The sequence below is a fragment of the Heyndrickxia sp. FSL W8-0496 genome (assembly GCF_038007825.1).
Classification (GTDB): domain Bacteria; phylum Bacillota; class Bacilli; order Bacillales; family Bacillaceae_C; genus Heyndrickxia; species Heyndrickxia oleronia.
The window spans coordinates 210,001-236,843 of record NZ_JBBOXX010000001.1; the positions used below are offsets into that span (position 1 = coordinate 210,001).

General features: G+C 35.7%; 23 protein-coding genes and 3 pseudogenes (1 of these 26 running past the window's edge). 19 read left to right on the forward strand and 7 right to left on the reverse strand.

Annotated elements, in window-relative coordinates:
• The 10 genes from NST63_RS01270 to NST63_RS01315 all read left to right on the forward strand — a co-directional run.
• Positions 1 to 605 carry the 3' portion of a cation diffusion facilitator family transporter gene (locus NST63_RS01270; RefSeq protein WP_071977410.1) on the forward strand. 370 nt of this gene lie to the left of the window's left edge, so the window shows 605 of its 975 coding nt (coding positions 371–975); its start codon lies off the left edge, out of view; the stop codon is at positions 603 to 605.
• A 180-nt stretch (positions 606 to 785) separates the two neighbouring features.
• Positions 786 to 1,685, forward strand: coding sequence for an arginase (gene rocF / locus NST63_RS01275; protein ID WP_058004312.1), 900 nt, complete (start codon positions 786 to 788; stop codon positions 1,683 to 1,685).
• A gap of 244 nt (positions 1,686 to 1,929) precedes the next feature.
• Positions 1,930 to 2,493 (forward strand): RNA polymerase sigma factor SigW, encoded by a 564-nt coding sequence (sigW, locus tag NST63_RS01280; RefSeq protein WP_058004311.1) that lies wholly within the window; start codon positions 1,930 to 1,932, stop codon positions 2,491 to 2,493.
• 5 nt (positions 2,494 to 2,498) lie between these two features.
• Positions 2,499 to 3,125, forward strand: a complete 627-nt coding sequence (locus NST63_RS01285; RefSeq protein ID WP_071977409.1) for an anti-sigma factor family protein — start codon at positions 2,499 to 2,501, stop codon at positions 3,123 to 3,125.
• Positions 3,126 to 3,302: 177 nt separating this feature from the next.
• Entirely contained in the window at positions 3,303 to 4,127 is an 825-nt protein-coding gene (gene cdaA, locus NST63_RS01290; RefSeq protein WP_058004309.1) for a diadenylate cyclase CdaA, read from the forward strand.
• Positions 4,120 to 5,358 (forward strand): CdaR family protein, encoded by a 1,239-nt coding sequence (locus NST63_RS01295; protein WP_212946491.1) that lies wholly within the window; start codon positions 4,120 to 4,122, stop codon positions 5,356 to 5,358. Before cdaA ends, NST63_RS01295 begins: the two co-directional genes overlap by 8 nt.
• A gap of 39 nt (positions 5,359 to 5,397) precedes the next feature.
• Positions 5,398 to 6,750: a phosphoglucosamine mutase gene (gene glmM / locus NST63_RS01300; RefSeq protein WP_212946489.1), complete on the forward strand. Its 1,353-nt coding sequence runs from the start codon at positions 5,398 to 5,400 to the stop codon at positions 6,748 to 6,750.
• Positions 6,751 to 7,200: 450 nt separating this feature from the next.
• The gene (glmS, locus tag NST63_RS01305) at positions 7,201 to 8,991 is read left to right on the forward strand and encodes a glutamine--fructose-6-phosphate transaminase (isomerizing) (protein WP_212946487.1); all 1,791 of its coding nucleotides are present in this window, start codon (positions 7,201 to 7,203) and stop codon (positions 8,989 to 8,991) included.
• Positions 8,992 to 9,184: 193 nt separating this feature from the next.
• Positions 9,185 to 9,556, forward strand: a complete 372-nt coding sequence (locus NST63_RS01310; RefSeq protein ID WP_259548623.1) for a hypothetical protein — start codon at positions 9,185 to 9,187, stop codon at positions 9,554 to 9,556.
• A 113-nt stretch (positions 9,557 to 9,669) separates the two neighbouring features.
• Positions 9,670 to 10,758 (forward strand): low temperature requirement protein A, encoded by a 1,089-nt coding sequence (locus NST63_RS01315; protein ID WP_341041080.1) that lies wholly within the window; start codon positions 9,670 to 9,672, stop codon positions 10,756 to 10,758.
• A 213-nt stretch (positions 10,759 to 10,971) separates the two neighbouring features.
• Here the strand turns inward: NST63_RS01315 and NST63_RS01320 are convergent, their stop codons facing one another.
• Positions 10,972 to 11,925: a serine hydrolase domain-containing protein gene (locus NST63_RS01320; protein WP_341041081.1), complete on the reverse strand. Its 954-nt coding sequence runs from the start codon at positions 11,923 to 11,925 to the stop codon at positions 10,972 to 10,974.
• 753 nt (positions 11,926 to 12,678) lie between these two features.
• Here NST63_RS01320 and NST63_RS01325 point away from each other — a divergent pair.
• The 4 genes from NST63_RS01325 to NST63_RS01340 all read left to right on the forward strand — a co-directional run bounded on the left by NST63_RS01325 (position 12,679) and on the right by NST63_RS01340 (position 15,991).
• Positions 12,679 to 13,122, forward strand: coding sequence for an NUDIX hydrolase (locus NST63_RS01325; RefSeq protein WP_212946483.1), 444 nt, complete (start codon positions 12,679 to 12,681; stop codon positions 13,120 to 13,122).
• 155 nt (positions 13,123 to 13,277) lie between these two features.
• On the forward strand, positions 13,278 to 13,559 hold the full coding sequence (locus tag NST63_RS01330; protein WP_180213814.1) for an ArsR/SmtB family transcription factor: 282 nt from the start codon (positions 13,278 to 13,280) through the stop codon (positions 13,557 to 13,559).
• A gap of 61 nt (positions 13,560 to 13,620) precedes the next feature.
• On the forward strand, positions 13,621 to 14,667 hold the full coding sequence (locus tag NST63_RS01335; protein ID WP_242598367.1) for an LLM class flavin-dependent oxidoreductase: 1,047 nt from the start codon (positions 13,621 to 13,623) through the stop codon (positions 14,665 to 14,667).
• A gap of 127 nt (positions 14,668 to 14,794) precedes the next feature.
• A complete protein-coding gene (locus NST63_RS01340) occupies positions 14,795 to 15,991 on the forward strand; it encodes an MFS transporter (protein WP_341041083.1) in 1,197 nt (398 codons plus the stop codon).
• 378 nt (positions 15,992 to 16,369) lie between these two features.
• Here the strand turns inward: NST63_RS01340 and NST63_RS01345 are convergent.
• A pseudogene (locus tag NST63_RS01345) lies at positions 16,370 to 16,503 on the reverse strand (recombinase family protein); the annotation flags it as partial.
• A 144-nt stretch (positions 16,504 to 16,647) separates the two neighbouring features.
• Here NST63_RS01345 and NST63_RS01350 point away from each other — a divergent pair.
• Positions 16,648 to 17,712 (forward strand): DUF2268 domain-containing protein, encoded by a 1,065-nt coding sequence (locus tag NST63_RS01350; protein WP_341041084.1) that lies wholly within the window; start codon positions 16,648 to 16,650, stop codon positions 17,710 to 17,712.
• 306 nt (positions 17,713 to 18,018) lie between these two features.
• Here NST63_RS01350 and arsB read toward each other — a convergent pair whose 3' ends face one another.
• Together arsB and NST63_RS01360 are read right to left on the reverse strand one after the other, a co-directional pair.
• On the reverse strand, positions 18,019 to 19,074 hold the full coding sequence (gene arsB / locus NST63_RS01355; RefSeq protein ID WP_212946478.1) for an ACR3 family arsenite efflux transporter: 1,056 nt from the start codon (positions 19,072 to 19,074) through the stop codon (positions 18,019 to 18,021).
• Between the two features lie 24 nt (positions 19,075 to 19,098).
• Entirely contained in the window at positions 19,099 to 19,446 is a 348-nt protein-coding gene (locus NST63_RS01360; protein ID WP_212946476.1) for an ArsR/SmtB family transcription factor, read from the reverse strand.
• Positions 19,447 to 19,781: 335 nt separating this feature from the next.
• Here NST63_RS01360 and NST63_RS01365 point away from each other — a divergent pair.
• A pseudogene (locus NST63_RS01365) lies at positions 19,782 to 20,358 on the forward strand (YdhK family protein).
• A gap of 81 nt (positions 20,359 to 20,439) precedes the next feature.
• On the opposite strand, the gene NST63_RS01370 reads toward NST63_RS01365, so the two are convergent.
• Positions 20,440 to 21,513: a hypothetical protein gene (locus tag NST63_RS01370; RefSeq protein WP_341041085.1), complete on the reverse strand. Its 1,074-nt coding sequence runs from the start codon at positions 21,511 to 21,513 to the stop codon at positions 20,440 to 20,442.
• A gap of 182 nt (positions 21,514 to 21,695) precedes the next feature.
• Here NST63_RS01370 and NST63_RS01375 point away from each other — a divergent pair.
• A pseudogene (locus NST63_RS01375) lies at positions 21,696 to 21,857 on the forward strand (multidrug effflux MFS transporter); the annotation flags it as partial.
• Positions 21,858 to 21,986: 129 nt separating this feature from the next.
• Here NST63_RS01375 and NST63_RS01380 read toward each other — a convergent pair.
• Positions 21,987 to 22,796, reverse strand: a complete 810-nt coding sequence (locus NST63_RS01380) for an SAM-dependent methyltransferase (RefSeq protein WP_341041086.1) — start codon at positions 22,794 to 22,796, stop codon at positions 21,987 to 21,989.
• Positions 22,797 to 23,404: 608 nt separating this feature from the next.
• Here NST63_RS01380 and NST63_RS01385 point away from each other — a divergent pair.
• Together NST63_RS01385 and abc-f are read left to right on the forward strand one after the other, a co-directional pair.
• Positions 23,405 to 23,542 (forward strand): RAxF-45 family protein, encoded by a 138-nt coding sequence (locus tag NST63_RS01385; protein WP_212946470.1) that lies wholly within the window; start codon positions 23,405 to 23,407, stop codon positions 23,540 to 23,542.
• A 231-nt stretch (positions 23,543 to 23,773) separates the two neighbouring features.
• Positions 23,774 to 25,663, forward strand: coding sequence for a ribosomal protection-like ABC-F family protein (gene abc-f / locus NST63_RS01390; RefSeq protein ID WP_341041087.1), 1,890 nt, complete (start codon positions 23,774 to 23,776; stop codon positions 25,661 to 25,663).
• Between the two features lie 86 nt (positions 25,664 to 25,749).
• On the opposite strand, the gene NST63_RS01395 is transcribed toward abc-f, so the two are convergent.
• Complete coding sequence (locus NST63_RS01395) at positions 25,750 to 26,814, reverse strand: serine hydrolase domain-containing protein (protein ID WP_341041088.1); 1,065 nt, start codon at positions 26,812 to 26,814, stop codon at positions 25,750 to 25,752.
• Between the last annotated feature and the right edge of the window lie 29 nt (positions 26,815 to 26,843).

The following is a 26,843-nucleotide window of genomic DNA, read 5'->3' on the forward strand; positions in this document are numbered from 1 at the left end:
GAGCAGCTGTTATCCTTGAAGGGTTTGTCTTATTTAAGGCAATGCGAGAGATCCTTCATGATGCTGGAGAAGAAGCAAAGGGTCCAAGCATTTTTTTTAAAAGCTTTAAGCATTTAGGAAAAGCAAAGCCTGCTACGAAATTAGTCTTTATGGAGGATACAGTGGCCACATTAGGTGGGCTACTAGCAGTTATTGCGGTTACAATATCCCATTTTACTGCCTTCCACCAAGCAGAAGGAATCGCATCTGTATTAATCGGGATTATGATGTTTTTTGTTGTAGGAAAGGTATTCTTAGATAATGCTGCAGGGGCTTTAGGGGAAGCAGACGAAGAAATGGAAGAGAAAATTGGCAACATCGTAATGCAAGACCCTAGCGTTAAAGATATACAAGATATCACAGTCGTTAAAGAGGGAGAGGACCTCCACGTTGAACTTGAAATTGAAGTTGATCCAACTTTAACAGTAGCAGAAGCTGATGATATAAAAGACCGCTTAGAAGAGAGAATCATGGCCGAGAAGGGTGTAGCCGATGTGATTATTGAATTCGATGAGGATGATGGAGTTTCTAAGTGGGAAGAAGATAATAAAGAAGAAACCAAGTAATAGCAAAAGCTGCCTAATTTATTTAGGCAGCTTATTTTAATTTGTAGGTTAGATTTCCCCTTTTTCTAAAAATACCTTCTCTTTCAAATTGCATATATATACAAAAAATTGTTGAGTTGAGTCAGAAGATTATGACGTATTAAAATAGAAATAGAAGGGTTTGAGAGAGGAGAAATAATAATGACAAAAAAAATATCTATTCTTGGTGTTCCAATGGATTTAGGTCAAGCACGTAGAGGAGTCAATATGGGACCAAGTGCGATTCGCTATGCAGATGTAATTGAGCGTTTAGAAAGGCTAGGTTATGAGGTAGCTGATCATGGTGATATAGAGATCGGTGCAGCTGAAAGACTACAAGATCCAGAAACAAATATGAAAAATTTGAAAGCGGTTGCGGATGCGAATGCAATCCTTGAATCAAAGGTCGATGAAATAGTAAAAGAGGGAGATTTCCCATTAGTCTTTGGTGGTGATCATAGTATTGCTATTGGGACGTTAGCAGGTGTTTCAAAACATTATAGTAATCTAGGAGTTATTTGGTATGATGCTCATGGGGATTTAAATATTGCTGATACGTCACCTTCGGGGAATATTCATGGAATGCCATTAGCAGCAAGTCTTGGGCATGGACATCCAACTTTAACAGAAATAGGGGGATATAGTCCGAAAGTAAAGCATGAAAATATTGTTATTATCGGTGCAAGAGACCTGGATGAAGGGGAAAAGGAACTGATTAAAGATAAAGGAATCAAAGTATATACTATGCACGAAATTGACCGTTTAGGTATGACAAAAGTGATGGAAGAGACAATTAGTTATCTAAAGGACAAAACAGATGGTGTTCATTTATCTCTTGACTTAGATGCATTAGACCCTAGTGATTGTCCTGGTGTGGGGACACCTGTTTTAGGGGGAATTAGTTATCGGGAAAGCCATTTAGCAATGGAGATGTTAGCAGAATCAGGTATGATCACATCTGCTGAATTTGTTGAAGTAAATCCGATACTAGATGAAAGGAATCGTACAGCGATGGTTGCAGTCGCCTTAATGGGTTCATTGTTTGGAGAAAAATTATTATAATCATGCAAATACAGTAGTTGTTTTAACTACTGTATTTTGTTTTAATCATTAAAAGGAGATAATTTTTCGTTATCAATTATTATAACCAGAATAATTACAGATTTGTTTTTATTTATCCATTTTTGTTAAAAAACAAACATCCGTTGATAGATATTTGATAAAATAAAAATAAAAATATTTTTTTTTGAAACCTTTTAGCTATTCATTCGTAACAATGTATAGCCGCTGGGGCGGGGGTATTGGAATGGAATTATTAGTTAAAAAAAGAATAAAGCAAGTGTTAAAAGGCGACCAAAATGCATACGAGGAAATCGTAGAGATATATAAGGACAAAGTATTTCAAATATGCTACCGGATGTTAGGCAACTTACATGAAGCAGAGGATATTGCACAAGAAGCCTTCATTCGCGCCTATATCAATATTCACAGCTTTAAAGAGGAGAGGAAATTTTCAACCTGGTTATATCGGATTGCAACAAATCTATGTATTGATAGGTTAAGAAAGAAAAAGCCTGATTATTATCTTGATGCTGAGGTTGCAGGTACAGATGGCTTAACCTTGTATTCCCAAGTAGCGGCAGCGGGAAAAACACCAGATATAGAAGTTGAGGATTTTGAGTTGCAAGAAACGATACAGCTAGCTATTCTTTCTCTTCCTGAGAAGTATCGAACGGTTATTGTATTAAAATATCTTGAAGAGCTTTCATTAATTGAAATTAGTGAAATGCTAGATCTACCTCTAGGAACGGTGAAAACACGAATTCATAGAGGACGTGAAGCTTTGAGAAAGCAACTTCGAAATTTATAGAGAGGATGAGAACGAAATTGAATACTTGTTCTGAAGAAATGATTCTCTATATGCATGAATATATGGATGGAGATATAGCCACAGAGCATGAAGCAATTCTGAAGAAACATCTTCAATCATGCCAAGACTGTGCAAAACACTTCCATGAATTAAAAAAGACAAGTGCATTAATAAAGAGTACCTCAATAATCACTGCACCAAATGACTTTGCATCCAAGGTAATGGCAAGATTGCCAAAAGAAAAGCGGAAAGTCGAAGTCAAAAGATGGTTCTCCCGTCATCCATTTTTGGCTGCGGCATCGTTATTTATTATTTTAATGGGTGGTAGTATATTCTCCTTTTGGAATAATAATCAGGAATTCTCTTTTACAAAGCAACCTAATTTACAAGTTGAAAACCACACAGTCATCGTCCCAAAGGGGGAAACGATTAAAGGTGATCTCATTGTTAAAAATGGAGATTTAAGAATAGAGGGAAAGGTTGTAGGGGATGTAACGGTCATTAATGGGGATCAATATATGGCATCAGCCGGAAATGTAACCGGAGATATTAAAGAAATAAATGAAATGTTTGATTGGTTATGGTATCAAATAAAAAATGGTGGCAAGGAAGTTATCAGTTTATTTAACTGAAATTTTTCCAAAAAGAGAGGGTGACCTTGGATAAAGGGCCCTTTTTTACTATTAATAGGGAATAAGATGTTCCTCAAGTAATTTTTTTTGAATACAAATATGTGGTATAATGTAGAGGTTTAAATAGGAAATTTTTTAACGGCTCTTGATGGATATAAAACTAATGGAGGATGGAACATGCCGTTTGCAGACTTCAATTTTTTCGATTATATTGCAAATATTGTCGATATACTCCTAGTATGGTATGTCATATATAAACTTTTAATGGTGATCCGTGGTACAAAGGCAGTACAAGTATTAAAAGGGATCATTGTTATTCTGATTGTACGTAATTTAAGTAATTTTTTGGGTTTAACGACACTAGATTGGATTATGGCGCAGACCCTTGATTGGGGATTTCTTGCCCTGATCATTATCTTCCAGCCAGAAATAAGGCGTGCACTAGAGCAATTAGGTAGAGGAAAGTTATTTTCAAGGGGAACAATGCAGGAAGAAGAAGAGCAATCAAGAATTATTGATGCAATTGTGACTGCCACAAGTTATATGGCTAAACGCCGAATAGGTGCTTTAATATCCATAGAAAGAGAAACGGGATTAGGTGATTACATAGAAACAGGCATTCCATTGAATTCTGCGATTTCTTCTGAATTACTGATTAATATTTTTATCCCTAATACACCTTTACATGACGGGGCAGTGATTTTACAAAAGAATCAAGTCGCAGCTGCGGCTTGTTATCTTCCTCTATCGGAAAGTCCCTTTATTTCGAAAGAGTTGGGTACAAGGCATCGTGCTGCAATAGGAATAAGTGAAGTAACAGATAGTTTAACCATTGTGGTATCTGAAGAAACAGGTGCAATCTCATTAACAAAAAATAGTGAACTACACCGTGATTTAAAGATTGAACAGTTCAAGGAACTTCTTCAAAAAGAATTTATGGTTTCTATGAATAAGCAAGCTTCCTCATCAATATGGAATTGGAGGGTGAAGAAGCGTGGATAAATTTATGGATAATAAATGGTTTATTAGAATTGTTGCTTTATTCCTCGCCTTGCTTCTTTATGTATCGGTGAGTATTGAAAATAATGATAAGAATAAAGATGTGAAACAAAAGGTAGAAAATGACGTTGTTGAAAATATGCCGGTCGAACTTATCTATGATCAACAAAATTTTGTTGTCACTGGTGCACCAGAAACGGTTGATGTAACGATAGATGGACCAAAAAGTTTAGTAAAAACAACAAAAAATCTTAAGGATTTCACGGTTTATATTGATTTGAGTAATGCTGAGATTGGAAAGCAACGAGTGAAGCTTAAATATAAGGATTTATCGGATAAGTTAACCGCTAAAATTTCACCTGCCTATGCAACCGTTGATGTCCAGGAGAAAGTAACAAAAGAATTTAAAGTAGATGCAGAATTTAATACGAATCTTTTAGCTAGTGGTTTTGAGTCTGAAAGTCCTATTGTTGATCCAAAAGTAGTGAAAATTACTGGTGCCAAAAATGTGATTGATCAAATAACATATGTTAAAGCAACGATTGATGCGAAGAAGGAAATTAACCAAACAATCACACGAAATGCTAAGGTTCAAGTTTTAGACAAGTCTTTGAATAAGCTGGATGTAGAGGTTGATCAAGATACTGTAGAAGTGACGATTCCAGTAAAAAATCCGAGTAAAACCGTCCCAATTACAGTAAACCCCATTGGTGATGAAAAAGATGGTGTAGTGATCAACAGCATCACGACAGAGCCAAAAAGCATCAAGATTTATGGACGTAATGATGCATTAAAAGAAATTAATGCGATAAGTGTTGATGTAGATATAAGTAAATATGATAAGGACACTGGATTTGATGTTCATTTAAAAATGCCTAAAGGTGTAAACAAAATTGAACCAGAAGTAATCAGGGTCAAGTTAAATATTAGTGATAAAGAAGAAGAAAAAACGATACGCGATATCCAGGTAAGTAGTACAGGAATGAATGAAAACTATACAATGCAATTTTTATCACCTGCCAATGGAATGGTGGATTTGACAGTAATGGGCACGAGCAATTCGTTAAAGGCTATCAGTGCAAACGACTTTAATATATTGATGGATTTGTCAGGTCTAGCCCCAGGCGATCATGATGTTAATTTAAAGGTTGAAGGACCAAATGATGTGTCATGGGAGCTGTCAAATAAAACAGTGAAAATTCGCTTAACAGAGAAGGAAGACGAAAATATTTAATTGCAAAGTATAGTATTAGTAGAAGGAGCGAGTATTCGAATGGGTAAATATTTTGGTACAGATGGAGTTAGAGGAATAGCTAATACGGAATTAACACCTGAATTAGCCTTTAAACTAGGTCGCTGTGGTGGATATGTCTTAACGAAAAATACAGATAGACCCAAGGTGATCATTGGTCGAGATACACGCATTTCAGGACATATGCTAGAAGGCGCTTTAGTTGCAGGGTTATTATCTACTGGAGCTGAAGTGATGCGATTAGGTGTAATTTCTACCCCTGGGGTAGCTTATTTAACAAAAGCTTTAGGAGCCCAAGCGGGAGTTATGATCTCTGCCTCTCATAACCCAGTTGCTGATAATGGCATTAAATTTTTTGGTTCAGACGGATATAAGCTTTCAGATGAGCAAGAAGCTGAGATTGAAGAATTATTGGATCAATCTGTTGATCATTTGCCAAGACCTGTTGGTGGCGATCTTGGGGTAGTGAATGATTATTTTGAAGGTGGCCAAAAATATCTTCAATTTCTAAAACAAACAGTTGATGAAGAATTTACAGATATCCACATTGCACTTGACTGTGCAAATGGGGCAACTTCCTCTTTAGCGACTCATTTATTTGCTGATTTAGATGCAGATGTTTCGACAATGGGTGCATCACCGGATGGATTAAATATTAATGACGGTGTCGGTTCAACCCATCCAGAAAGCTTGGCTGCGTTTGTGAAAGAAAAAGAAGCAGATGTAGGGCTCGCATTTGATGGAGATGGAGATCGAATTATTGCAATCGATGAAAATGGTGAAATCGTTGATGGCGATCAAATCATGTTTATTTGTGCGAAGTATTTAAAAAGCGAAGCTCGTCTTAAACAAGGGACGGTTGTTTCAACAGTAATGAGTAATCTTGGTTTCCATAAAGGTTTAGAAGAATTAGGAATAAAGAGTGTTCAAACAGCTGTAGGTGACCGATATGTTGTTGAAGAGATGAAAAATGGCGGCTATAACCTTGGTGGGGAACAGTCTGGTCATATTATTTTCTTAGATTACAATACAACGGGTGATGGGTTACTTACGGGTCTACAGTTAGTAAATATCATGAAAGCAACAAATAAAAAATTGTCCGAGTTAGCAGGCGAAATGAAAAAATACCCTCAGAAGCTTGTAAATATCCGTGTCAGTGATAAACATCATGTAACTGAAAACGAAAAAGTAAAAGAAATTATTAAACAAGTGGAAGGTGAGATGGCTGGAGACGGACGGATTCTAGTACGTCCATCTGGAACAGAGCCACTTGTTCGAGTAATGGCTGAAGCGTCAACAGTGGAAGCATGTGAAAGTTATGTGAATAAAATTGCTGAAGTAGTCAAAGCGGAAATGGGCTTACCAGAGGAATAAGTGGAATTATATGCATAAGGGGAACGAAATAGAGCCCTTATGCATATTTTTATGTTATGAGATTCTAAAGAATCTTTTGGTTGACCAAATAAATAAAGTAGTATATGATTATCTTGTTTTTACTTGCCAATTTGAAAAAAGGAGGATTGTGGTAGAATTTTAATGAAGTAAGCAACACAAAGCGCCAGAACTAAACAACGAGCGGATAAAATTGTTTAGTTGACGAGGTGGAGGTTTATCGAAGTTTCGGCGGATACCTCCCGACTCCCACATAGTCGAGATCTTTTTCTCAAATCACTTGAGGTGACTCGGTGGACAAAGGAAAAAGAAATGTGAATCTAGGCTTGGTCTGTAAAAACGCACAAAAATGACATTAAATAAAAAACAGAGATAAGGGGGCAAGTGTGCCTCCTGGTATCTTGCCCCCTTTATTAGGGAGGAAGAATACAAATGTGCGGTATTGTAGGATATATTGGAAATCAAGATGCGAAAGAGCTTTTATTAAAAGGGTTAGAAAAGCTTGAATATAGAGGATATGATTCAGCAGGTATTGCTGTGAAAAATGATCAAGGTGTTCATGTTTATAAAGAAAAAGGACGTATTGCTGATCTTCGAGAAGTTGTTAATAACGAAATGTTAGCTACTATGGGAATTGGTCATACTCGTTGGGCAACTCATGGGGTGCCAAGTAAGGAAAATGCCCATCCACATCAAAGTGCATCTGGTCGATTTACACTTGTTCATAATGGGGTTATCGAAAACTATTCCTTATTACAACAAGAATATTTACAGGGTGTCACTTTAAAAAGTGAAACAGATACTGAAATTATTGTTCAGCTTGTAGAGAAATTTGTTTCAGAGGGATTAAGCACTAAAGAAGCGTTTCGTAAAACATTAACACTTCTACATGGATCATATGCTCTTGCCTTACTAGATGCTGAAAATGATGATACGATTTTCGTTGCAAAAAATAAAAGCCCACTACTTGTTGGAGTAGGTGAAGAATTTAATGTCATTGCAAGTGATGCAATGGCAATGATTCAAGTAACTGATCAATTCATTGAGCTAATGGATAAAGAAATGGTGATTGTAACAAAGGATGAAATCATCATCGAAAATCTCCAAGGGGAAAAGATTTCAAGAGAACCTTATAAAGCATTAATAGATGCAAGTGATATTGAAAAAGGAACATATCCTCACTATATGTTGAAGGAAATTGATGAACAACCACTTGTGATGAGAAAAATCATTCAAGCTTACCAAGATATTAATGGTGATTTAACAATTGATTCTGATATCATTCAAGCGATGAATGAAGCTGATCGAATCTATATCGTTGCTTGTGGCACAAGCTATCATGCTGGTCTTGTTGGAAAGCAAATGATTGAAAAGCTTGCTGAAGTTCCAGTAGAGGTCCATGTTGCTAGTGAAATGGGCTATAATATGCCATTATTATCGAATAAGCCATTATTTATCTTCATCTCTCAAAGTGGAGAAACAGCAGATAGTCGTGCAGTACTCGTGAAGGTGAAAGAGCTAGGCTATAAAGCAATCACTATTACAAATGTTCCAGGATCAACATTATCCCGTGAAGCGGATTATACATTATTATTACATGCAGGTCCTGAAATTGCTGTTGCTTCAACGAAGGCGTACACTGCTCAAATTGCTGTACTAGCTATTCTAGCAAGCGTAACAGGCAATAAAGGTGATCTTGATCTTGTTCACGAACTTGGTATCGTCGCAAATGCGATGGAAGTTCTTTGTGATTCGAAGGAAGAATTTGAAAAGATGGCCTATGAATACTTCACAGTTACACGCAATGCTTTCTTCATCGGGCGTGCCCTTGACTATTACGTATGTCTTGAAGGAGCTCTGAAGTTGAAGGAAATTTCCTATATTCAGGCTGAAGGATTTGCTGGCGGAGAATTAAAACACGGCACGATTGCCTTAATCGAAGATGGAACACCAATCATCGCTTTAGCAACACAAGAAAATGTCAACTGGAGCATTCGTGGAAATGTAAAAGAAGTTGTCGCTCGTGGAGCCAACCCTTGCATTATCTCCATGAAAGGTTTAGAAACTGACGAAGACCGCTTCGTCGTTCCAGAAGTACATGAATTATTAACACCTCTTGTCTCTGTGGTACCGTTACAGCTACTTGCATATTATGCGGCATTACATCGTGATTGCGATGTGGATAAACCACGTAACTTAGCGAAGAGTGTAACGGTGGAATAAGGAAAAGAATTGTTTATTGTCTGCGAATAATAAATTTGATTTAAAAAATAAAGACCTATAAAAAATAAAAAAGTTGTTTAAAAAGATGGAGTGAAATTGGGTTTTCACTCCATCTTTTATTATTTATTAGTACAATAAAGGTATGAATATTTATATCTCTGTTAAGTGTAAAAATGGGCAGGAGGAAAATTCTTTGAGAAAAATATTGTTCTTGTTATTATTTACAACATCTCTTCTAGCAGCGTGTAATTCATCAACCTTAAGTATTAGTGAAATTGATGTTATTCCAGATGATGTACAAGATAAAATCGATTATCACCATACACTCCAACTAATTAATGATGGAGAAGATATTGCTTATATTTTTTATCAATCAAAGGGAACAGTTGTTACTGACCTTGAGGTACAAGGTGACACATTAAAAGTAAAGTTAGATGAAACAAATAGACAAGAAGGTTTAATCGAACAACATGTTTATAAATTGACGTTAGACCCCGAACATGAAGTTATTGATATCTTGATTAATGGGAAGTCCACTCCGATTGATAATGTTACAAGTTTATAATTTACAGACTATGGGTGCCTTAAAAAAGTCGTCACGCTGATATTTTATGATTTACAGTTTGATATGATCTAGCTGGAGTAGGATTCATTTTGCATAGAGGAGTAGAAACATTCATGGAAAATAAGAACTTAACGTGGTTAGAGGCACTTTTTGATTTAATCTTTGTGGCTGCCATAGCAAAAGCTACGCACCTGTTAATGCATGAGGAACATGGGGTTATCCCGGTTGAATATCTGTTAAAGTTTGGTTTAATTTTCGTCCCTATTTGGTGGGCTTGGGTAGGTCAGTCTTTATTTATCAATCGATTTGGTAAAGATTGTGTTACCCAACGTTTGTTTATGATCACTCAAATGATATTTATCATATTGATGACAGCTAGCCTGTCTGTTAACTTTGATCCATATTATATTCCTTTCCTCATAGGTTACATAGGAATCCGCCTATTAACATCTATGCAATATCTATGGATTAGTAGGTGGGAGAGGGGACCTCGCAGACTAGCAGCGGTTTATTTAGGGTATGTCTTTTTAATTGGTATTACTGTCTCATTAATTTCCGTTTTCTTTGTTTCCTGGCCACGGTATCTTATCCTATACTTAGGTATTTTTATTGATATTGTTGTCCCTATTTTAGGTCGTAAATATCTCGTCAAAGCGCCAACAGATACCTCTCATCTGCTAGAAAGGTTTGGTCTTTTTACTATTATTTTGTTTGGGGAATCAATCGTTAGTTTAATTGCTGTCCTACATCCAGAAAAAGGTGATTGGGAAGCGATTATTTTTACCATTATATCATTTATCATTGTGATTGCTATGTGGTGGCAATATTTTGATAATATAGAGAAGAAGGTTGACAAAAATATAAAATCTACCGGGCAAGCGATTATTTATGGGCATTTATTTATTTATATGTCTTTAAGTATCATTGCATCGGCGATTCAGTTAGCCTTTTTAAAGGACATCCATTATCAGTTTTTGTTAATCTTGACCTTTGCGGCCACTCTTATCTACTTTTTATCAACCACACTGGTTTTCCATAAATATCGAATTATTAAGCATCGTTTGAATATTTTCCATTTAGGTTTATTTTTATTAATATTAGCAGCATTTCTTATCATAGATCTTGCCCTAATCGTTCCAAACATCTTAATATTTGTTCAGTTGGCCGTATTCTTTCTTATATATGCGAAAGTAACAACGTAACTACCAAATTACGATAATGTCGTCTTAGTAGCGGTACAATAATCAGAAGTGTGTTTAGTATATTAATAAAGAAATTGCTTATATAGACTAAAGAGCTGAATAACAAGAGTTAGCCAGCTTTTCTTTTTGTTCTAAAGGGAAAGATTAGTTCAATATTATTAGCAGGCTCTTTATGAGTTTGTTAAAGTTTAAAAAGATTTTATCAAATGCAGATCAGGCTTGATTTATGTTCATTACAGCAGGAAGAATGAGTTCATTAAATAAACGAAATGGTCGAGAAGAGTCCTCGAAAATAGCTCCTGTGAATACTGTTATTAATTGATAATCGGGGACGATAATGATATTGTTTCCACCGTAACCTTGTGCATAGTAAACCTTAGGGGTATCAACTTTTCCTGATAATACCCACCAATGACAACCGTAGGTATTTAGTCTAGCTGTTGTAGAGTCTTTAACCCAGCTTTCTGATAGGACCTGCTTAGAAAACCAACTCCCATTGTTTAAATACAAATATCCAATTTTCAGCATATCAATAGTTTGCATTGCTAAACCAAATCCGCCGTTTGAAATTCCTTGTGCATCCGAAGGCCATCTGTAATTTTTTATATCTAAAGGTCCAAATAAAAACTTTTGTGCAAATGTACTAGCATCCATTCCACTTGTTTTACTTAAAATGGCACTTAGTAAGTGGGAGTATCCGCAGCAATAATTCATGGCAATTCCCGGCTGTTGTTCCATAGGGCGCTCAAGTATGTAGCGCACCCAATTCTTACTGCTTTCCATTTCTTTATTACTAGTCCATCGTAATCCTGCCGTCATAGTTAATAAGTGTGAGACCGTAATTTCTAATTTTCTTTTATCCACACCAGGTCTTCTAAGTTCTGGGAAGTAGTGTACAATTGGAACATGAATACTTTCAATTAACCCTTTATTTAAAGCAATTCCAATGAGCGCTGATAACACACTTTTGGTTACAGAATTTATTTTATGTTGTTTAACTCTCATTTTGTTATTTCTAAAGTATTTATAGACTAACGCACCATCTTGGAGAATAAGACAACTATCAACATTATCCTTTTTAATCTTTTTATCAAATTCGTTTAATAATAGTTCATTCATATAATTAATTTTAGGATTGGCTACATCCAAATCAGTAAATAGATTCAATAAAGATCCCCCTTTTTTATTGTTAAACTAAACTACCGTAGTGGAACAAAAAAAGTCACCATAGCGAACTCAACTATTTAAATTTTTGCATCCGTTAGTTTATAAGAAATTACTTTGCTTTGATTTTTTTTCTAAAAAAAATACCTAATGAAACTCCTAATGCTGCTGGGAAATCTATAAGGATATTTAAATTATGTTTAAAAAATTGCATTTAATATTAAATATTAAACCTACAATAAAGAGAATCAAAAAATACTAAAGAAACTTATATAATCGTTTCATTATTCATTTCTTAAGCAAAACTTCTCATATATATGTTCTATACATAATGTAAGTAATCCTTCTTAAAGTAAACAGCCCTGGTAGCCATCCATGAATCAAATACTCAAAGCTTTTCACCAATTTACACTGTAATGCAAAAAAGTAACGAGTCTATTTATCTTCTAAAACTTCAACAAAAACTCTATTGAAGTCTAGTTCCTCCAACTTAAGGAAAGTTGTTTTTTGAGCTGCTTTATTAACTAAAACAGAAGAGATATTAATTGGTAGTGTACGCTTGAACCTACTTACGTATGGAAAAATCTTAATGAGGTTTTATCTAAATTAGCCTTATCATCTAATGGGAGCTATTCTTTGAGAAGGAGGAATGATTTTTTTGAAGTAAAGTTTTGTGAAAAAATGTAATTATAAAAAGGGCAGAAGCATCCAATGGTATAATTAGTAAAATCGCTAAGAACAGAGGAGATATTAATTATGTCGTTCATTACATTTGGTCAAAAAGAAGATGCTAAAGAATATATAAAAAGGCCAGCTGTTTATTGTTTAATGTTTAATAAGCAGAAAGATAGAATTGCAATCATTGAAACAGATGATGGTAAGTATTTTCTTCCTGGCGGAGGAATAGAAAATACTGAGACTCACGAAGAGTGTATAAAAAGGGAAGCATTAGAAGAAATGGGGATGGAAATAGAAGTAGGTCATTTTATAGGATGTGCTCAAAGATATTTCTTTTCCACAAATGAATATAAGTATTACCTTAGCGAAGGTTATTTTTATCTATGCGAAATGGGAAAACAGGTAAGTGAACCAACAGAAGAGGATCACTTACTTATATGGGTTGAACCAATTCGAGCAGTAGAAAATTTGTTTCATGAACATCAAATTTGGGCAGTTCATGAAGCGTTAAAATTGATTTAAATTATAGAGCTGATGTGGGCAAGAGTAAAGATCAACGGCTCTTTTTTCTTATTTGACTAAAGGGCAATAATGTAGCCCTTTACATTTCAACAATAAGGTGTTAATATGATTTCGATACTTATAGAAATATAGAAAAAGTCAGGAAGGGGATCATTGTGGCTGAAAACAGAGAAGAGATGGGGCAGGCGGTCAAGGTATATAAAGCTTTAGGTGAACCAACGCGTTTAAAAATTGCTTTGATGCTAGCGAAAGAAAGTAATCAATGCTTTACTGCTATTGGAGAAAGACTTGAAACGGTAGCTGGCTCCACACTATCGCATCACTTAAAGCAATTGACGGACTCTGGTTTAATTAATTCGCGTAAAAACGGATCATTTATTCACTATAGTGTCAATCACGAAATGGCTAAAAAATTTGCCCCTTATTTATTGGAGTAAATTTTTTTAAAATACATTTCTATATTTCTAGAAGTGTTAAACTAATTAGAGGTGAACTTTTATGGATGAACAGGCAAAAATTATGGAGTTGGGAATTACTACTTTTTTACAAACGGACAAACATGGTGATGTCTCTCCTGAAGAGCGGATACTTCAAGCGATTGAGGAGATTCATTTGGCTGATCAGGTTGGGCTGGATATATACGCCATTGGAGAACATCATCGGACCGATTATGCAAGCTCGTCACCGGCTGTCATTCTTGCTGCTGCAGCACCCACAACGAAGCGTATTCGGCTATCGAGTGCAGTTACTGTATTGTCTTCGGATGATCCTGTTCGTGTGTATCAGGATTTCGCGACGCTTGACAGCCTATCGAAAGGGAGGGCAGAGATTATGGCTGGCCGTGGTTCTTTCATTGAATCGTTTCCTTTGTTTGGGTATGATTTGAAAGATTATGAGGCGTTATACGAAGAGAAGCTTGAACTTTTATTAAAAATCCGTGCTTCAGAGAAGGTGACCTGGCGTGGCGGTCATCGTCCGGCCATTGATAATATGGGTATTTATCCTCGTGCACTGCAGAATCCACTACCAGTATGGATCGGTACAGGTGGTAGTCCTGAGTCAGCAATTCGAGCGGGGGTGTTAGGGCTTCCAGTTATTTTTTCGATCATCGGTGGGATGCCGGAACGGTTTGCCCCTTTGGTGAGGTTATATAAGGAAGCCGCAGAGAAGGCAGGACATGATTCTAGCAAGTTGCAGATTGCAACGCATTCTCATGGATTTATAGCAGATTCGTCTGAAGTAGCAGCCGAACGGTACTTCCCCGTTATAGCAACACAGATGAACCAAATTGCAAGGGAACGAGGATGGTCACCCTACACACGTGATTCTTTCGAAACTTCGCGTGACATTCGTGGTGCCCTTTATGTTGGAGACCCCGAATATGTAGCGGAGAAGATTCTGCTTGCGCAAAAGAATTTAAGCTTGACTCGTTTTCTTATGTATGTCGATTTCAGTACATTGCCACACCGCGAATTGCTGAGGACAATCGAACTTTTAGGCACTAAGGTTGCCCCTATTGTCCGTAAGGAACTTGCTAAGCAATGAACATCTAGATAGGTGTTCTGTAAATAAGGATGATATACATGGATAAATAAGTTCAGTATAGCAGATTTTTATAATTATTATTTCTATACTTCTAGAACTGTATAAAACAAAAGGAGAGAGATTTTAAATGCTAAACTCATGGAAAATTTACATACTGGCGATCGTTAGCTTTTTGGTAGGGACATCTGAATTTGTTATCGCTGGAATACTAGATGTGGTCGCAAGTGATGTAGGTGTGACAGTAGCTGCTGCAGGACAGCTCATTACTGTATACTCGCTATCATATGCGATCGGCACTCCAATTCTGATTGCGTTCACCGCAAAAATGGACCGTAGGAAACTAATGCTGGCTGCTCTAGCGCTGTTTATTGCAGGAAATCTGGTCACGATTTCAACTACTGGTTTTGCCATGTTGGTCGGAGCGAGAATTATTTTGGCGCTCGGCACAGGTGTGTTTATGGTGGTGGCACTTACGGTTGCGGCTAAGATTGCTCAGCCGGGCAAGCAAGGCAGTGCGATTGCTACAGTTCTCATAGGTTTTAACCTAGCGCTTATTCTAGGTGTTCCTTTGGGGAGAGTTATTGCCAGTTCCTATGATTGGAAGATAATTTTTACTGGTATCGGAGTACTCAGCTTAATCGCAATATTTGTTCTTTTGCTAGCCATTCCTAAGTTCGAGGGAGAAACTCCTATCCCTATTCGGGAACAACTTTCTATATTTAAAACACCGCGAATTTCCGTAGCATTGTCTATTGGTTTTTTCTGGATACTAGGTTATACAATCATCTACACTTATATTTCGCCATTTCTAATAACCATTACTGGCATGAGCGATCGGATGGTCAGCATCGGGTTATTTGCATTCGGTATAGCTAGTCTTCTTGGATCACAGGTTGGTGGTTATGGCGCAGATAAGTGGGGCATTCCGCGGACTATGTTTGGAGGCTTACTTCTCCACTCAGGGATTTTACTTTTAATAACTGCATTCTCCCACTCAGTGATGTTCGTGATGCCTTTACTTATGTTTTGGGCTTTTTTTGCCTGGTCAACAGGTCCTGTTCAACAGGTTTATTTGATTGGCATGGCACCCGAAGCTTCGGGAATCATTCTAAGCTTAAACACTTCCATCATACAATTGGGCATGGCTGTTGGAGCAGTAATTGGGGGAATGGCTGTAGAAAACATATCGCTTCAATCAGTCGGTTGGATTGGTGCAATCGGTGTTGCAATTGGGCTCATCCCAGCACTTGTAACTTTTTCTATGGGTAGCCGATCAATAAATGGAGAACAGAAACTAGCAAAGGATAACAAATTAGAATTCTGAGGAGTCTTTTTTTATCGAACGAAAGAGGCGCGATGTTTAATGAGCCGATACTTTAGTTCAATAATAGTTTATTCTTTACACAACAAACTGGCGAGATTGAGGCGTAACATAGATAATAAATGATCAAACCTTAATTTAAGGCAACATGTTACTCTGTTGAAAGTAAGTTATACTATAGAAAATCTAAAGGAATGTCTCAATTTTGGAGACATTTCTTTTTCCTAACTAGAACTATTTGATTTTCTTCTTAAACAAAATCCCCCTTTACTTTAAGTCAATGGGTTGCATGCATTGAATGAAATGGTTTTATCAAAGGGAATAAGCTGTTTGAATCTGACTATCACAATATGTCAAACAGCTTATATTAAAATTTCGAGGTCATTTCTTCCCCGTTAACCTTCTATCAAGTGAAGCTCTATTATATTTGTAATTTCACAAATATGATTTTCAGTCATATTTCCTACTTTATAAAGCTTCACCGCATAATTCATTCCGGCATGGTAATCATGATACCATTCTTTCTTATTCAACCAATCTGCGCCTCTACTTTAAAAAGAAAAGAGCATTCCTTATTAAAGAGATGCCCCTTGGATCATGTGAACGGAAGGTTAATGATTTTTATAAACCATTTGCAATTTATGTTAAAATACGGGTGATTGATAATTGCGAAATTTCACTTTTGTAATAGGGGGGGTTTAAATATTTATAGGCACTTAGTTTTAGTTACCTTTATAATTATATGTTTATTAACAGGTTGTATCGAAGAACGGACTTCAGCACCAAAAGATTCAACTATAACGGATAAATCCTCTAACCATGTTGAAAACACCCAAAGTTATACGATAAAAAATGCTACTCCAATACATTTTAAGGTAGGAGAACAAGAGTTTCAAATTGTACCAGTTTTTAACCCTATCCTCGAATACATACAAAAAGTAAAAGAGAATTTAGATCCAAACCATAAAGAATTATACATATCGACAGTTGTCGAACCTTTCCGAAAAGAGGCATTTGGCGAAAATGGTGCACATTGGTTAAAAGATAAATATAATTTTGCAGCGCCTATAAATGTCGATCGACTGAATGAATCAATTCAATTATTGGATGAAAACTATGAACATTTTAGTCATTTAATAAAAGAAACGATAGAAAAGTCCTCTAACCTGCTTCATGGTGGAAAGACAACCATATATTTGTTCCCGTTTAATCCAGACCAGTATACTATCATAAGTCAAATGAGTGGAGTTACAGCATTTGCGACATCTAACCAAATTATAGTTTTACAAATAGCACCTCAAAAATATAAGGAGGAGATGCTCAAATACACCGTGGCACATGAATATCACCATATTGTTTACTTCGAGGATAAGAAAGATAAACAAAGAGATTTATTTGATTATATTTTATCTGAAGGTAAGGCTGATTCCTTTGCTACCTTGATCAACCCTGAGATAAACGTTCCATGGACAGATGAATTATCTCCAGATGAGGAAATAACAATTTGGGATTGGGCAAAAGATAAGAGATATTCTTATAATAATAACGACTTAGCAGAGATGAATGCTGGAAACGGTGTTATTCCTAAATGGTCCGATTACAAAATTGGTTATCAGATTATGCAAGATTTTTTGCAGAAAAATCCAGATATTCCTATTAAAGAATGGACTTTTATGGACTCTGATGAAATTCTGAAGAGGAGTAGGTTTTCCCCTAATAGTTAATTATTGTTTTAATGAAGGATTTTGATTTGATCCAAAATCAATTGACAAAATAACTATTATAACCAAGTTAAAGTTGTAGACACTGAAGAACCTATATAAAAGTAGAGAGTAAACTTTCTTTATTAGTACTAAAATGGTCCAGTAATTATTTTATAATTAGGTGGACCATTTTTATAAATTTATTTCATCTGTTACTTCTGCTTTTGGGATATCATCAATGAACTCTCTTTACTGGGTGAACAGACATTTTTGGCTGATCAAAGCGTCCACTACTAGATCTTCATTGTTTACTGTTAGTACTTGATTTTATACTGCATTCTCACTGTAATATTTTTTCTTAAACCAGAGTGCAACATTTACTAATGCAATCATTACTGGTACTTCCACTAAAGGACCAATTACTGCGGCAAAGGCAACTCCTGAATGTATTCCAAACACTCCAACGGCGACAGCGATGGCCAATTCAAAGTTATTACTTCCGGCCGTAAAAGCTAATGTGGTTGTTACTGGATAATTGGTACCTAATTTTTTCCCTAAAAAGAAAGATACAAAGAACATGATAACGAAGTAAACAAGTAAAGGAATAGCAATTCTCACTACATCTAATGGCAATGCAACAATCATATCCCCCTTTAAGGAGAACATCACAATAATAGTAAATAGTAGGGCGATTAAAGTAATTGGACTGACTTTGGGAATAAATACCTTCTCATACCAATTTCTTCCCTTTGCTTTCACTAATGTAAATCTTGTAAGCATTCCTGCAACAAAGGGAATGCCTAGGTAAATAAACACTGATTTTGCTACCTCTCCAATGGTAATATCGATAATTGCCCCTTGTAATCCGAACCACTCTGGAATCACTGTTACAAAGACATAAGCATAGATGGAAAAAAAGATGACTTGGAAAATTGAGTTAAATGCAACTAGCCCTGCAGCATAATCTGTATCCCCTTTGGCTAGATCATTCCAAACAATGACCATAGCAATACAGCGTGCCATTCCAATCATAATAAGCCCTATCATGTATTCTGGCTTATCAGGTAAGAAAATGATGGCCAGAAAAAACATCAGGATCGGACCAATAATCCAGTTTTGAATAAGGGATAAAGCTAGAACCTTAATATCTTTAAACACTCGACCAATTTCCTCATAACGTACTTTGGCTAGCGGAGGATACATCATAAGTATTAACCCAATAGCTAATGGAATAGATGTAGTTCCAATTTGAAACTTATTTAATCCATTGATCATTCCGGGAAATATGTAACCAAGTCCAATTCCTATAGCCATTGCAATAAATATCCATAGTGTTAAATATCTATCAAGAAATGATAAACGTTTTTTTTCAGTATGACTCATGTTTTTTGTCACCTCCATGTTTGGTTAACAACCGCAGCGGATGGTTGGATTACTCTTATCAATTTGTTTAATGGTTTCTTCTTGATCAGGTATCTGCGTCGTTACATAATTAATGAGGTGATAGAACTCACTATTTTTATTCAATGAATAATAGATCCATTGCCCTTTTCGTGATTCTTTTACTAGATTAGAGTCCTTTAATTTACGTAAATGTTGACTAATAGATGGCTGGGTCATATCGAAAACTTCCTGAAATTCACAAACGCATAATTCGCGTTTCATTAATAAAGCAACCATTGTTAATCTTGTTTTATCACCTAGTAATTTAAGAACTTTTGATGTACGTTCAATATCGGGTAATGTTTCTTGCATTTGAGCACCTCCTATATAGTTATATAATTATTCACTTATATATATATGATTCAACTAATAAAATATATAACTATTTACTTATATAAGCAAGGGGAGTCATTCAATCATTTTTTTTATTTCAAATAGTGTATGCACTGATAAAGTTGTAAATCACCATACTTTTTATCATCCTGTTTTCAATAAAGTAGAGTCTAAACCCTTGATGCATAAATTATTATATTTGAGCAGCACTTTGTTTACCTATATAGGATTAGGGAAAAATTAATAATAATATTGTTATTTCCATTACATAAGAGGCGAGATTCATTCAATCAAAGGTTTTAGGAGGAATAATTATGACCCAAAAATTAATAATAGGAATTGTTTCATTAACGCTAATCTTTGTGTTAACAGCATGTGGAAAAAGCAATGACTCAACAGATAATAAAAAATTGGACATGGGATCTAAGCCTGCTAGCAGTGTGACTAAGGAGCACATGGAACACTCAAGTTCTGGTGAAGTTCCAGACGGATTAAAGGTAGCTGAACATCCAACGTATAAAATAGGAGATAAAGTGATACTTAAAACAGATCATATGAATGGAATGAAGGATGCTGAAGCAACTATTTCAGGAGCATTTGATACTACTGCATATGTAGTTACATATACGCCGACCACTGGTGGACCGAAAGTAGAAAATCATAAATGGGTTATCCAAGAGGAAATCAAAGATGCAGGAAAGAAGACATTGAAACCTGGTACAAAAGTTATCTTAGAAGCAGATCATATGAAAGGAATGAAAGGTGCGAGTGCTGAAATCGTCTCTTCGGAAAAAACGACCGTCTATATGGTAGATTACACACCGACAACTGGTGGTCCTGTGGTAAAGAATCATAAATGGGTTAACCGAAGACGAAGTAACTGCTAAATAAGATAGTTAAAAAAGCTAGTACATATGCATTAGCTTTTTCTTTCCAATAAAAGTGGTTTCCAACGCATTCTTTGTTTTTTAGTTACAAATACATGCTTCGTGCTTCTTCATTGAAAAATTCGATGACATTATTATATTCGGTAATATTTATACCGTTCTGTCTCATTATCTTTTGAATAAAGATGGCATCCGTAAACATTTTATTGATGAGTAATTCACACGATAGCGGAGTGCCTTTAAAGTAATTGACCAATTCATGAATTTCATCAAAATTAAAATACAGGATATAACACACATAATTCTGAAGCAACATGGTAAAACAATGGTCACGATAGGGAGTAGAGCAATTGTCGGCAAGAAAACCTTCCATGATACTGAATAATGTTGTTTTATTTTCGGAATATAAATGTAATAAATAATCAATATTATTGATTAGTCGTATTACATCCTCTAACCCCTCTTCAAGGGGGAGCGACAGCTTGGGCGATTTCCCCTCAATTGACCTTAACAATTCGATTGTGAGATTCTTACAAGCATCTATTTCATGTGGATCAATCATTATTTGATCTCTATACTTATCGAGGTTCTCCTTGTAGTAATCGTGAAATTTAGAAAAATAATCTTCCACATGGATATTGGTTTTTGTATGAACCAAATCTTTTCCTTCGAATGAAAAAGAGTAGAGAGTTTCTTCGTTTACCGGGTGAGTATAAAGATAGAAAAAGAAGAAAAAGTCTCTTAATTGGTGTTTTTGTTCATTATTTAATTTAGTAGTATCAGTCAATTGTGCCAACTGAAAAAAACAATAGTTTTTCATAAAATCATTCATTGCATTGAATGGGTTGTTGCTAACAATGGATGTCGTCCTGTTAATAGTAAATAGTAAATAATATAATATTAATTCATCATATACATCTAGTTGCTTGAAAAATGCTGAGAGAACAGGCTTCCAGTTAGGATTCATTATATAATTTGGATCTTTCGGCTCTAATTCATATGCCCACTCAACAAATGATTCGTTCCCTCTATCGACAAAAAATAATTCTGCGCTCTCGTTTTCAAGCAGGCAGTATTCAAAGCAGTCCAGTTGAAAGGACTGTATTTTTCTGTTGAATTTAATATTTAAGTATTCATTATAGAGTAGTTGCAGTTTCATCGGTTAAATCCTCAGTTCATCATAGTGTTCTACTTATATTAACGTAATATCAGGGAGCTCTCTTTATCCCTCCTTTTAAACTATTCCACATCTAGCGGAGCATTCCTTCAATTAGAGGGGGGAGAATTAGAATTTATCCCCAAAACAATATGTAAAAACTTAATTTCTTGGGGTTTTTATTTGCTGGAGCTATTTTTAGTCTTGGCTATTATTTGTTGGTTAGTTTAGTAACATCGGCGATGAGTTTTTTTCATAATGGATCATTGTTTACGATGCCATTTTATTTCTTGATATTAAGTGTGATGATGTGGGCACTTTGTAGAAAGTTTATTTTAAAACAATAAGGCGAAGAATTTTACCTTCGCTTATTTCTTCATTTAAAGGACATTTTATGAATGTGGAGATGGCGTGAAATTAGAACTTCACGCCATTTTTATATAAACATAAGAAAAAAGAAAGGCGCATAGACAAAATTATGCTTCGAAAATAAGCACAAAACTATTTAAGGATTTTTTATCGATATTCTCATTCATCACATCATAATAGTTTGATACAAGTGCTTGGATCATAGAGGGAACCTGGTTAAACTCGTTTTGAATGGAAGTGGCATAATCCATCTCCCATAAACCATCCTGTAAAAAGCTAGCATCTATAGTTTCTTTGTCTTGCAATGTAAACCCAGCTTCAGCCATTAAATTTACAATCTGACTCTCACCAAACACATGCTGGATATTGCCATCATTTTTAACGAATTGTGAATAAAGTGCTAAAATAGTCACGGCACAAAAATGTCCACGCTGTGAGAGATCACTGAAACGTAAATCCCATTCTGCAAAGCAAACTCGTTTGGTGATATGGCGTAGTCGTTTGAAATAATCCGCTAATTTTTGTTCGCTCTCAAAGTACCATGAACTATGTGATAACACAACTACATCGAACTGCTGAGTGATGGGGAAATTCAGAAACTCTGTTTCCAAATGAAAATCAATTCGGGCACTTAGTTCGGATTGCTTTATGCGTTCTATTGCTTGCCCAAGCGTAAATGGCATTCCATAGTTAGGTGAAGCGATGTCAATGGCAACAACTTTTCCTTCCGCCCCTACCATATCAGCTAACAATACAGTCGTATCCCCTTGGCCACAGCCGATTTCTAAAACATGCATCCCTTTTCTAATCTTGAATGTCTCCACCAAATTAAAACGATGCTCCAATTGGATTTGTTGGATCTTATCCTCTTTATATAATTGATACTTTTCAACAAACGTTTCAACTCTATTTTTCATCTATATATTCTCCTCTTTTGGTAAATATTAAGCTTCCGCTTAAGCAATTCAATCACAGCAGATATTTAATCAATTCACTTATAACATAATTAAAAAAATGGATGTACATGTGATCAATAGCTTTAAGCTTGCCAGCACTTCATTGTTCATTTCAGTTTGAATGTATTTCGAAAAGACACCTATAGAATAATATTATTAAATCACATGAATTTTGAATTGTCATGAAATTTTACTAACATCGATACTTCAGGAAAGACTACGTTTAGTAAAATAATGGCAATCAATATCGTACTATCACAGGCTTTAAATACTAGTGCGAACAAGGAGATTATTTTAAAACGAGGGGAAAATAGTTAAACACTTGTAACCATAGGCATAATAAATATAATAAGGGAAAATTGACTAAAAATAGATTGAATGTATGTGTTACACCCCTCAAATCAAAAAGTTTGAATTTTTATTGGTCTAATTCATTTTATTAATCATGGTATTCCCATTAAGAGGAGAATTTTTTTAAAAGTAACAACATTTTGACTGAAAACTCTTGAAAATTGTTTGCAAAACCAATAAAATGTAATTGAATATATAGGATACGGAGGTGGGTAATGATGTTAAATCAAGCTGTTTTAGTGTGCGGTTATTGGACTGAATTTTTATATCTAAACCGTGCAAAATTTGCTGTGAAAGCTGTTAACGGGATACGTATGCCCTTTTTTAACAACTTAATAGCAAATCTAAAACGGTGAAAACATCTCAAAACCCACAATATATAAGAATGGTTGAAGAGGAGCTTTTCATGCTCTTCTTTTTTTATGCCATTCGTTATAAAAGACTCTTTTTTAATGCTTTGTTACTTTAATCTAAATGAGAAAAGCAACAATTCATGCAAAATAAAGAGTTTCGAATAAAAAGCTATGGGATCGCGGTGTATTTCCCATAGCTTTTTTGTGTTCATTAAACGAAGGAGGAAATTAGACATGATTGCATGCAGTGTAAATCAAGTAAAAAAAATGTATGGGGGCAGCTCTATATTTGAAGATATAACCTTTGAAATTCAGGATAAAGACAGGGTCGGTTTAGTTGGACGGAATGGAAGTGGTAAGACTACGCTATTGAAATTATTATCTGGTAAGGAGACGCCTGATTCCGGTCAAATTCATTGGAAAAAGGGAGTTCAAATTGGTTATCTTGCACAAATTCCAGACTTTCAAAACCAATCAACTACAAAGGACGTATTGAGGACAGCATTTGTTGATCTTTTGCAAGTAGAGGAAAAGATGAAGAAACTCGAGATGGAAATGAGTAGTGAAGCAAATGGTGAGAGACTAGAAAAGTTAATAAAGGATTATGGGGATTTACAAGATAATTTTACGTTAAATGGGGGGTATGAAATTGATGCCAATATTGAAAAAATCGTTAATGGTTTGAATATCAATGATTTAATCAATGAACAAATTTCAACTCTAAGCGGTGGTGAAAAAACGAAGGTTTGCCTAGCTTTGACTCTTCTTAAAAATCCAGATTTATTATTGCTGGACGAACCGACCAATCATTTAGATTTGATGGCAGTAGAGTGGCTTGGCAGCTTTTTAAGAGATTATAGTGGAACTGTTGTTATCGTATCTCATGATCGTTATTTTCTCGATGAAGCCGTAAATAAGATTCTAGATTTAGAGGATGGTGAAATCGCGTGCTATCATACTAACTTTTCTGGTTTTGTAAAGGAAAAGGAAGAAAAACTGCTAAGGGAGTTCCGTGCTTATGAAGAACAGCAAAAGAAAATCAAGAAAATGAAGGAAGCCATTAAACGACTACGAGATTGGGCGAACAGAGCCAATCCACCGAATGAAGGACTCCATAAGCGAGCGAGAAATATGGAAAGGGCTCTCGAAAGAATGGAAAAATTGAGTCGACCAGTGTTAAATCACAAGAAAATGAATCTTGAAATGGAGTCTTCTGATCGTAGTGGGAATGATGTGATCATCCTTAAGGAGGTCTCGAAACAGTTTGCAGATCAATTGCTTTTCAAGAACGTCACTATGGATGTGAAATTTCAGGAACGTGTAGCGATTGTCGGGGAAAATGGTACAGGGAAATCGACTTTACTTAAACTAATTCTTCGACAAATTGATGCTGATGAAGGGGAAGTTAAGATCGGAAGTAATGTGAAAATTGGTTATCTGTCTCAACACTTATTTTCCAACAATGATGATGAAACCATTATTGAAGCATTTCGTAATGAAGTAAGAGTAACGGAGGGAGAAGCGAGGCATATCTTAGCGAGGTTTTTATTCTATGGACATATGGTGTTTCGGAAAGTATCTCAGCTTAGTGGGGGAGAAAGAATGAGGCTTCGTTTAGCACAGCTTATGTATCAAGATATTAATATCCTCATCTTAGATGAGCCAACAAACCATTTAGATATTGAATCGAGAGAAGTATTAGAAGATGCGCTTGAAGATTATAATGGGACAATTTTAGCTGTTTCTCATGATCGTTATTTCCTGAATAAGCTATTTAAGAAGATTTATTGGATTGAATCCAGGGAAGTTCATTGCTTTGAAGGGGATTATAACTGGGCTAGAGAAAAGATGATGTTGAGGAAAAGTAAGACACAACAACCAGTAATAGCAGAAAACAAGAAGGAAGCATCTCTTCTTCGGAAACCACCAAAACATACAAACTTAAAATATGAAAACTTGGAAATGGAATTAGAAGAGTTGGAAAGTAAAATTTTAGAATTGGAAGCAAGGTTAGGAGAAACACAGGAATTGGAATATTTACAAACCTTATTTATAGAAAAGGAAAAACTTGAAAAGCAATGGGAAGAACTATATGAACAACTGATGAATAAAGGGGAAAATTAAAAAATGGCATAAAGCTCTATCCATGAATGGATGGAGCTTTATACATGGGTAAGGGAAGGAATCCATTGCCCTTAGTTAAAGAATAATCATTCGAAATCTTGTGTGATGGTGGGACAGTGGACCTGACCCCCTGTCCCTACAGCTGGAATAATATGCTCCTTGATCAGGTTCCATCTATCTCGGGCGTTGATGATGAATTCGGATGCGATGGCTATGACTAGGTCTTTTTCTGGTATACAGCATATGATATTGCCCCCATCGCCTTGTGCTGCGTATGCATACATTCCATTTTCGTCGTGTAGCCACCATAAATATCCGTATTTATGAGGATTCATTGCAGTCGATTCTTTGATCCATTTCTCAGAAATAATTTGTGTGTTGTCCCAAATACCTTGGCTCAGATAGAGGTAACCTAAGCGTGCCATATCACGTGGATTTAGTGTAAGTCCCCATCCTCCTGTGGAGTTATTAGTTGGGTCTTTTACCCACCCTTTTACATTCTTTCCGAATAAGTCCTCGAACCCAAATGCTTGCATTTCATAATCAGGGATTTCCTTCATACCGAGGGGACTAAATAAGTGTTCATTAGCAAATTCGCGGGCATTTTTCCCTGTACTACGAGTAATGATGGATGAAAGCAGGTGTGCCCCTGCAGTGGAATACTTAAACGGCCCAATCCTCCCCTTTTGACCAAGAATATCCAAAGTATACTTTACCCAGTCGGGTTGCATACACATTTTGTCAAGCGGCTCCTGCCAATCATCAAATGAATAAGGAGCAGTCATCGTAAGAAGATGGCGAATAGTAATTTCTCGTTTGGTCGTATCAGAAGGATCTGAATCATACTCGGGGAAGAAATCTAACACTTTTTGATCTACATTTTTAATAAACCCATTGTCTATGGCAATACCAATAAGGGCTGAAATGATGCTCTTTGTTACAGATGCCACATGATGTGCATCATGTTGATCATAGCCATTAAAATATTTTTCATAAGCAATAAATCCATTTTTTACTATCACAATACCGTTTATATTGCCATACTCGGTTTTTATTATTGATGTAAGCTCAGAAAGCTTTTCTGCGTTTATTTGCAATTCTTCTGGGTCTACTGTTTGCCATTCTGTAGTTGGCCAATAGGTTCTTTGCATAATCGCTCCCCCTTTTTTGTTTAAAGAAA

Coding starts and splice junctions, on each gene's coding strand:
- rocF (WP_058004312.1), top strand. CDS start 786: ATGACAAAAAAAATATCTATTCTTGGTGTTCCAATGGATTTAGGTCAA.
- sigW (WP_058004311.1), top strand. CDS start 1,930: ATGGAATTATTAGTTAAAAAAAGAATAAAGCAAGTGTTAAAAGGCGAC.
- NST63_RS01285 (WP_071977409.1), top strand. CDS start 2,499: ATGAGAACGAAATTGAATACTTGTTCTGAAGAAATGATTCTCTATATG.
- cdaA (WP_058004309.1), top strand. CDS start 3,303: ATGCCGTTTGCAGACTTCAATTTTTTCGATTATATTGCAAATATTGTC.
- glmM (WP_212946489.1), top strand. CDS start 5,398: ATGGGTAAATATTTTGGTACAGATGGAGTTAGAGGAATAGCTAATACG.
- glmS (WP_212946487.1), top strand. CDS start 7,201: ATGTGCGGTATTGTAGGATATATTGGAAATCAAGATGCGAAAGAGCTT.
- NST63_RS01315 (WP_341041080.1), top strand. CDS start 9,670: ATGGAAAATAAGAACTTAACGTGGTTAGAGGCACTTTTTGATTTAATC.
- NST63_RS01325 (WP_212946483.1), top strand. CDS start 12,679: ATGTCGTTCATTACATTTGGTCAAAAAGAAGATGCTAAAGAATATATA.
- NST63_RS01335 (WP_242598367.1), top strand. CDS start 13,621: ATGGATGAACAGGCAAAAATTATGGAGTTGGGAATTACTACTTTTTTA.
- NST63_RS01340 (WP_341041083.1), top strand. CDS start 14,795: ATGCTAAACTCATGGAAAATTTACATACTGGCGATCGTTAGCTTTTTG.
- arsB (WP_212946478.1), bottom strand. CDS start 19,074: ATGAGTCATACTGAAAAAAAACGTTTATCATTTCTTGATAGATATTTA.
- NST63_RS01360 (WP_212946476.1), bottom strand. CDS start 19,446: ATGCAAGAAACATTACCCGATATTGAACGTACATCAAAAGTTCTTAAA.
- NST63_RS01370 (WP_341041085.1), bottom strand. CDS start 21,513: ATGAAACTGCAACTACTCTATAATGAATACTTAAATATTAAATTCAAC.
- NST63_RS01380 (WP_341041086.1), bottom strand. CDS start 22,796: ATGAAAAATAGAGTTGAAACGTTTGTTGAAAAGTATCAATTATATAAA.
- NST63_RS01385 (WP_212946470.1), top strand. CDS start 23,405: ATGTTAAATCAAGCTGTTTTAGTGTGCGGTTATTGGACTGAATTTTTA.
- abc-f (WP_341041087.1), top strand. CDS start 23,774: ATGATTGCATGCAGTGTAAATCAAGTAAAAAAAATGTATGGGGGCAGC.
- NST63_RS01395 (WP_341041088.1), bottom strand. CDS start 26,814: ATGCAAAGAACCTATTGGCCAACTACAGAATGGCAAACAGTAGACCCA.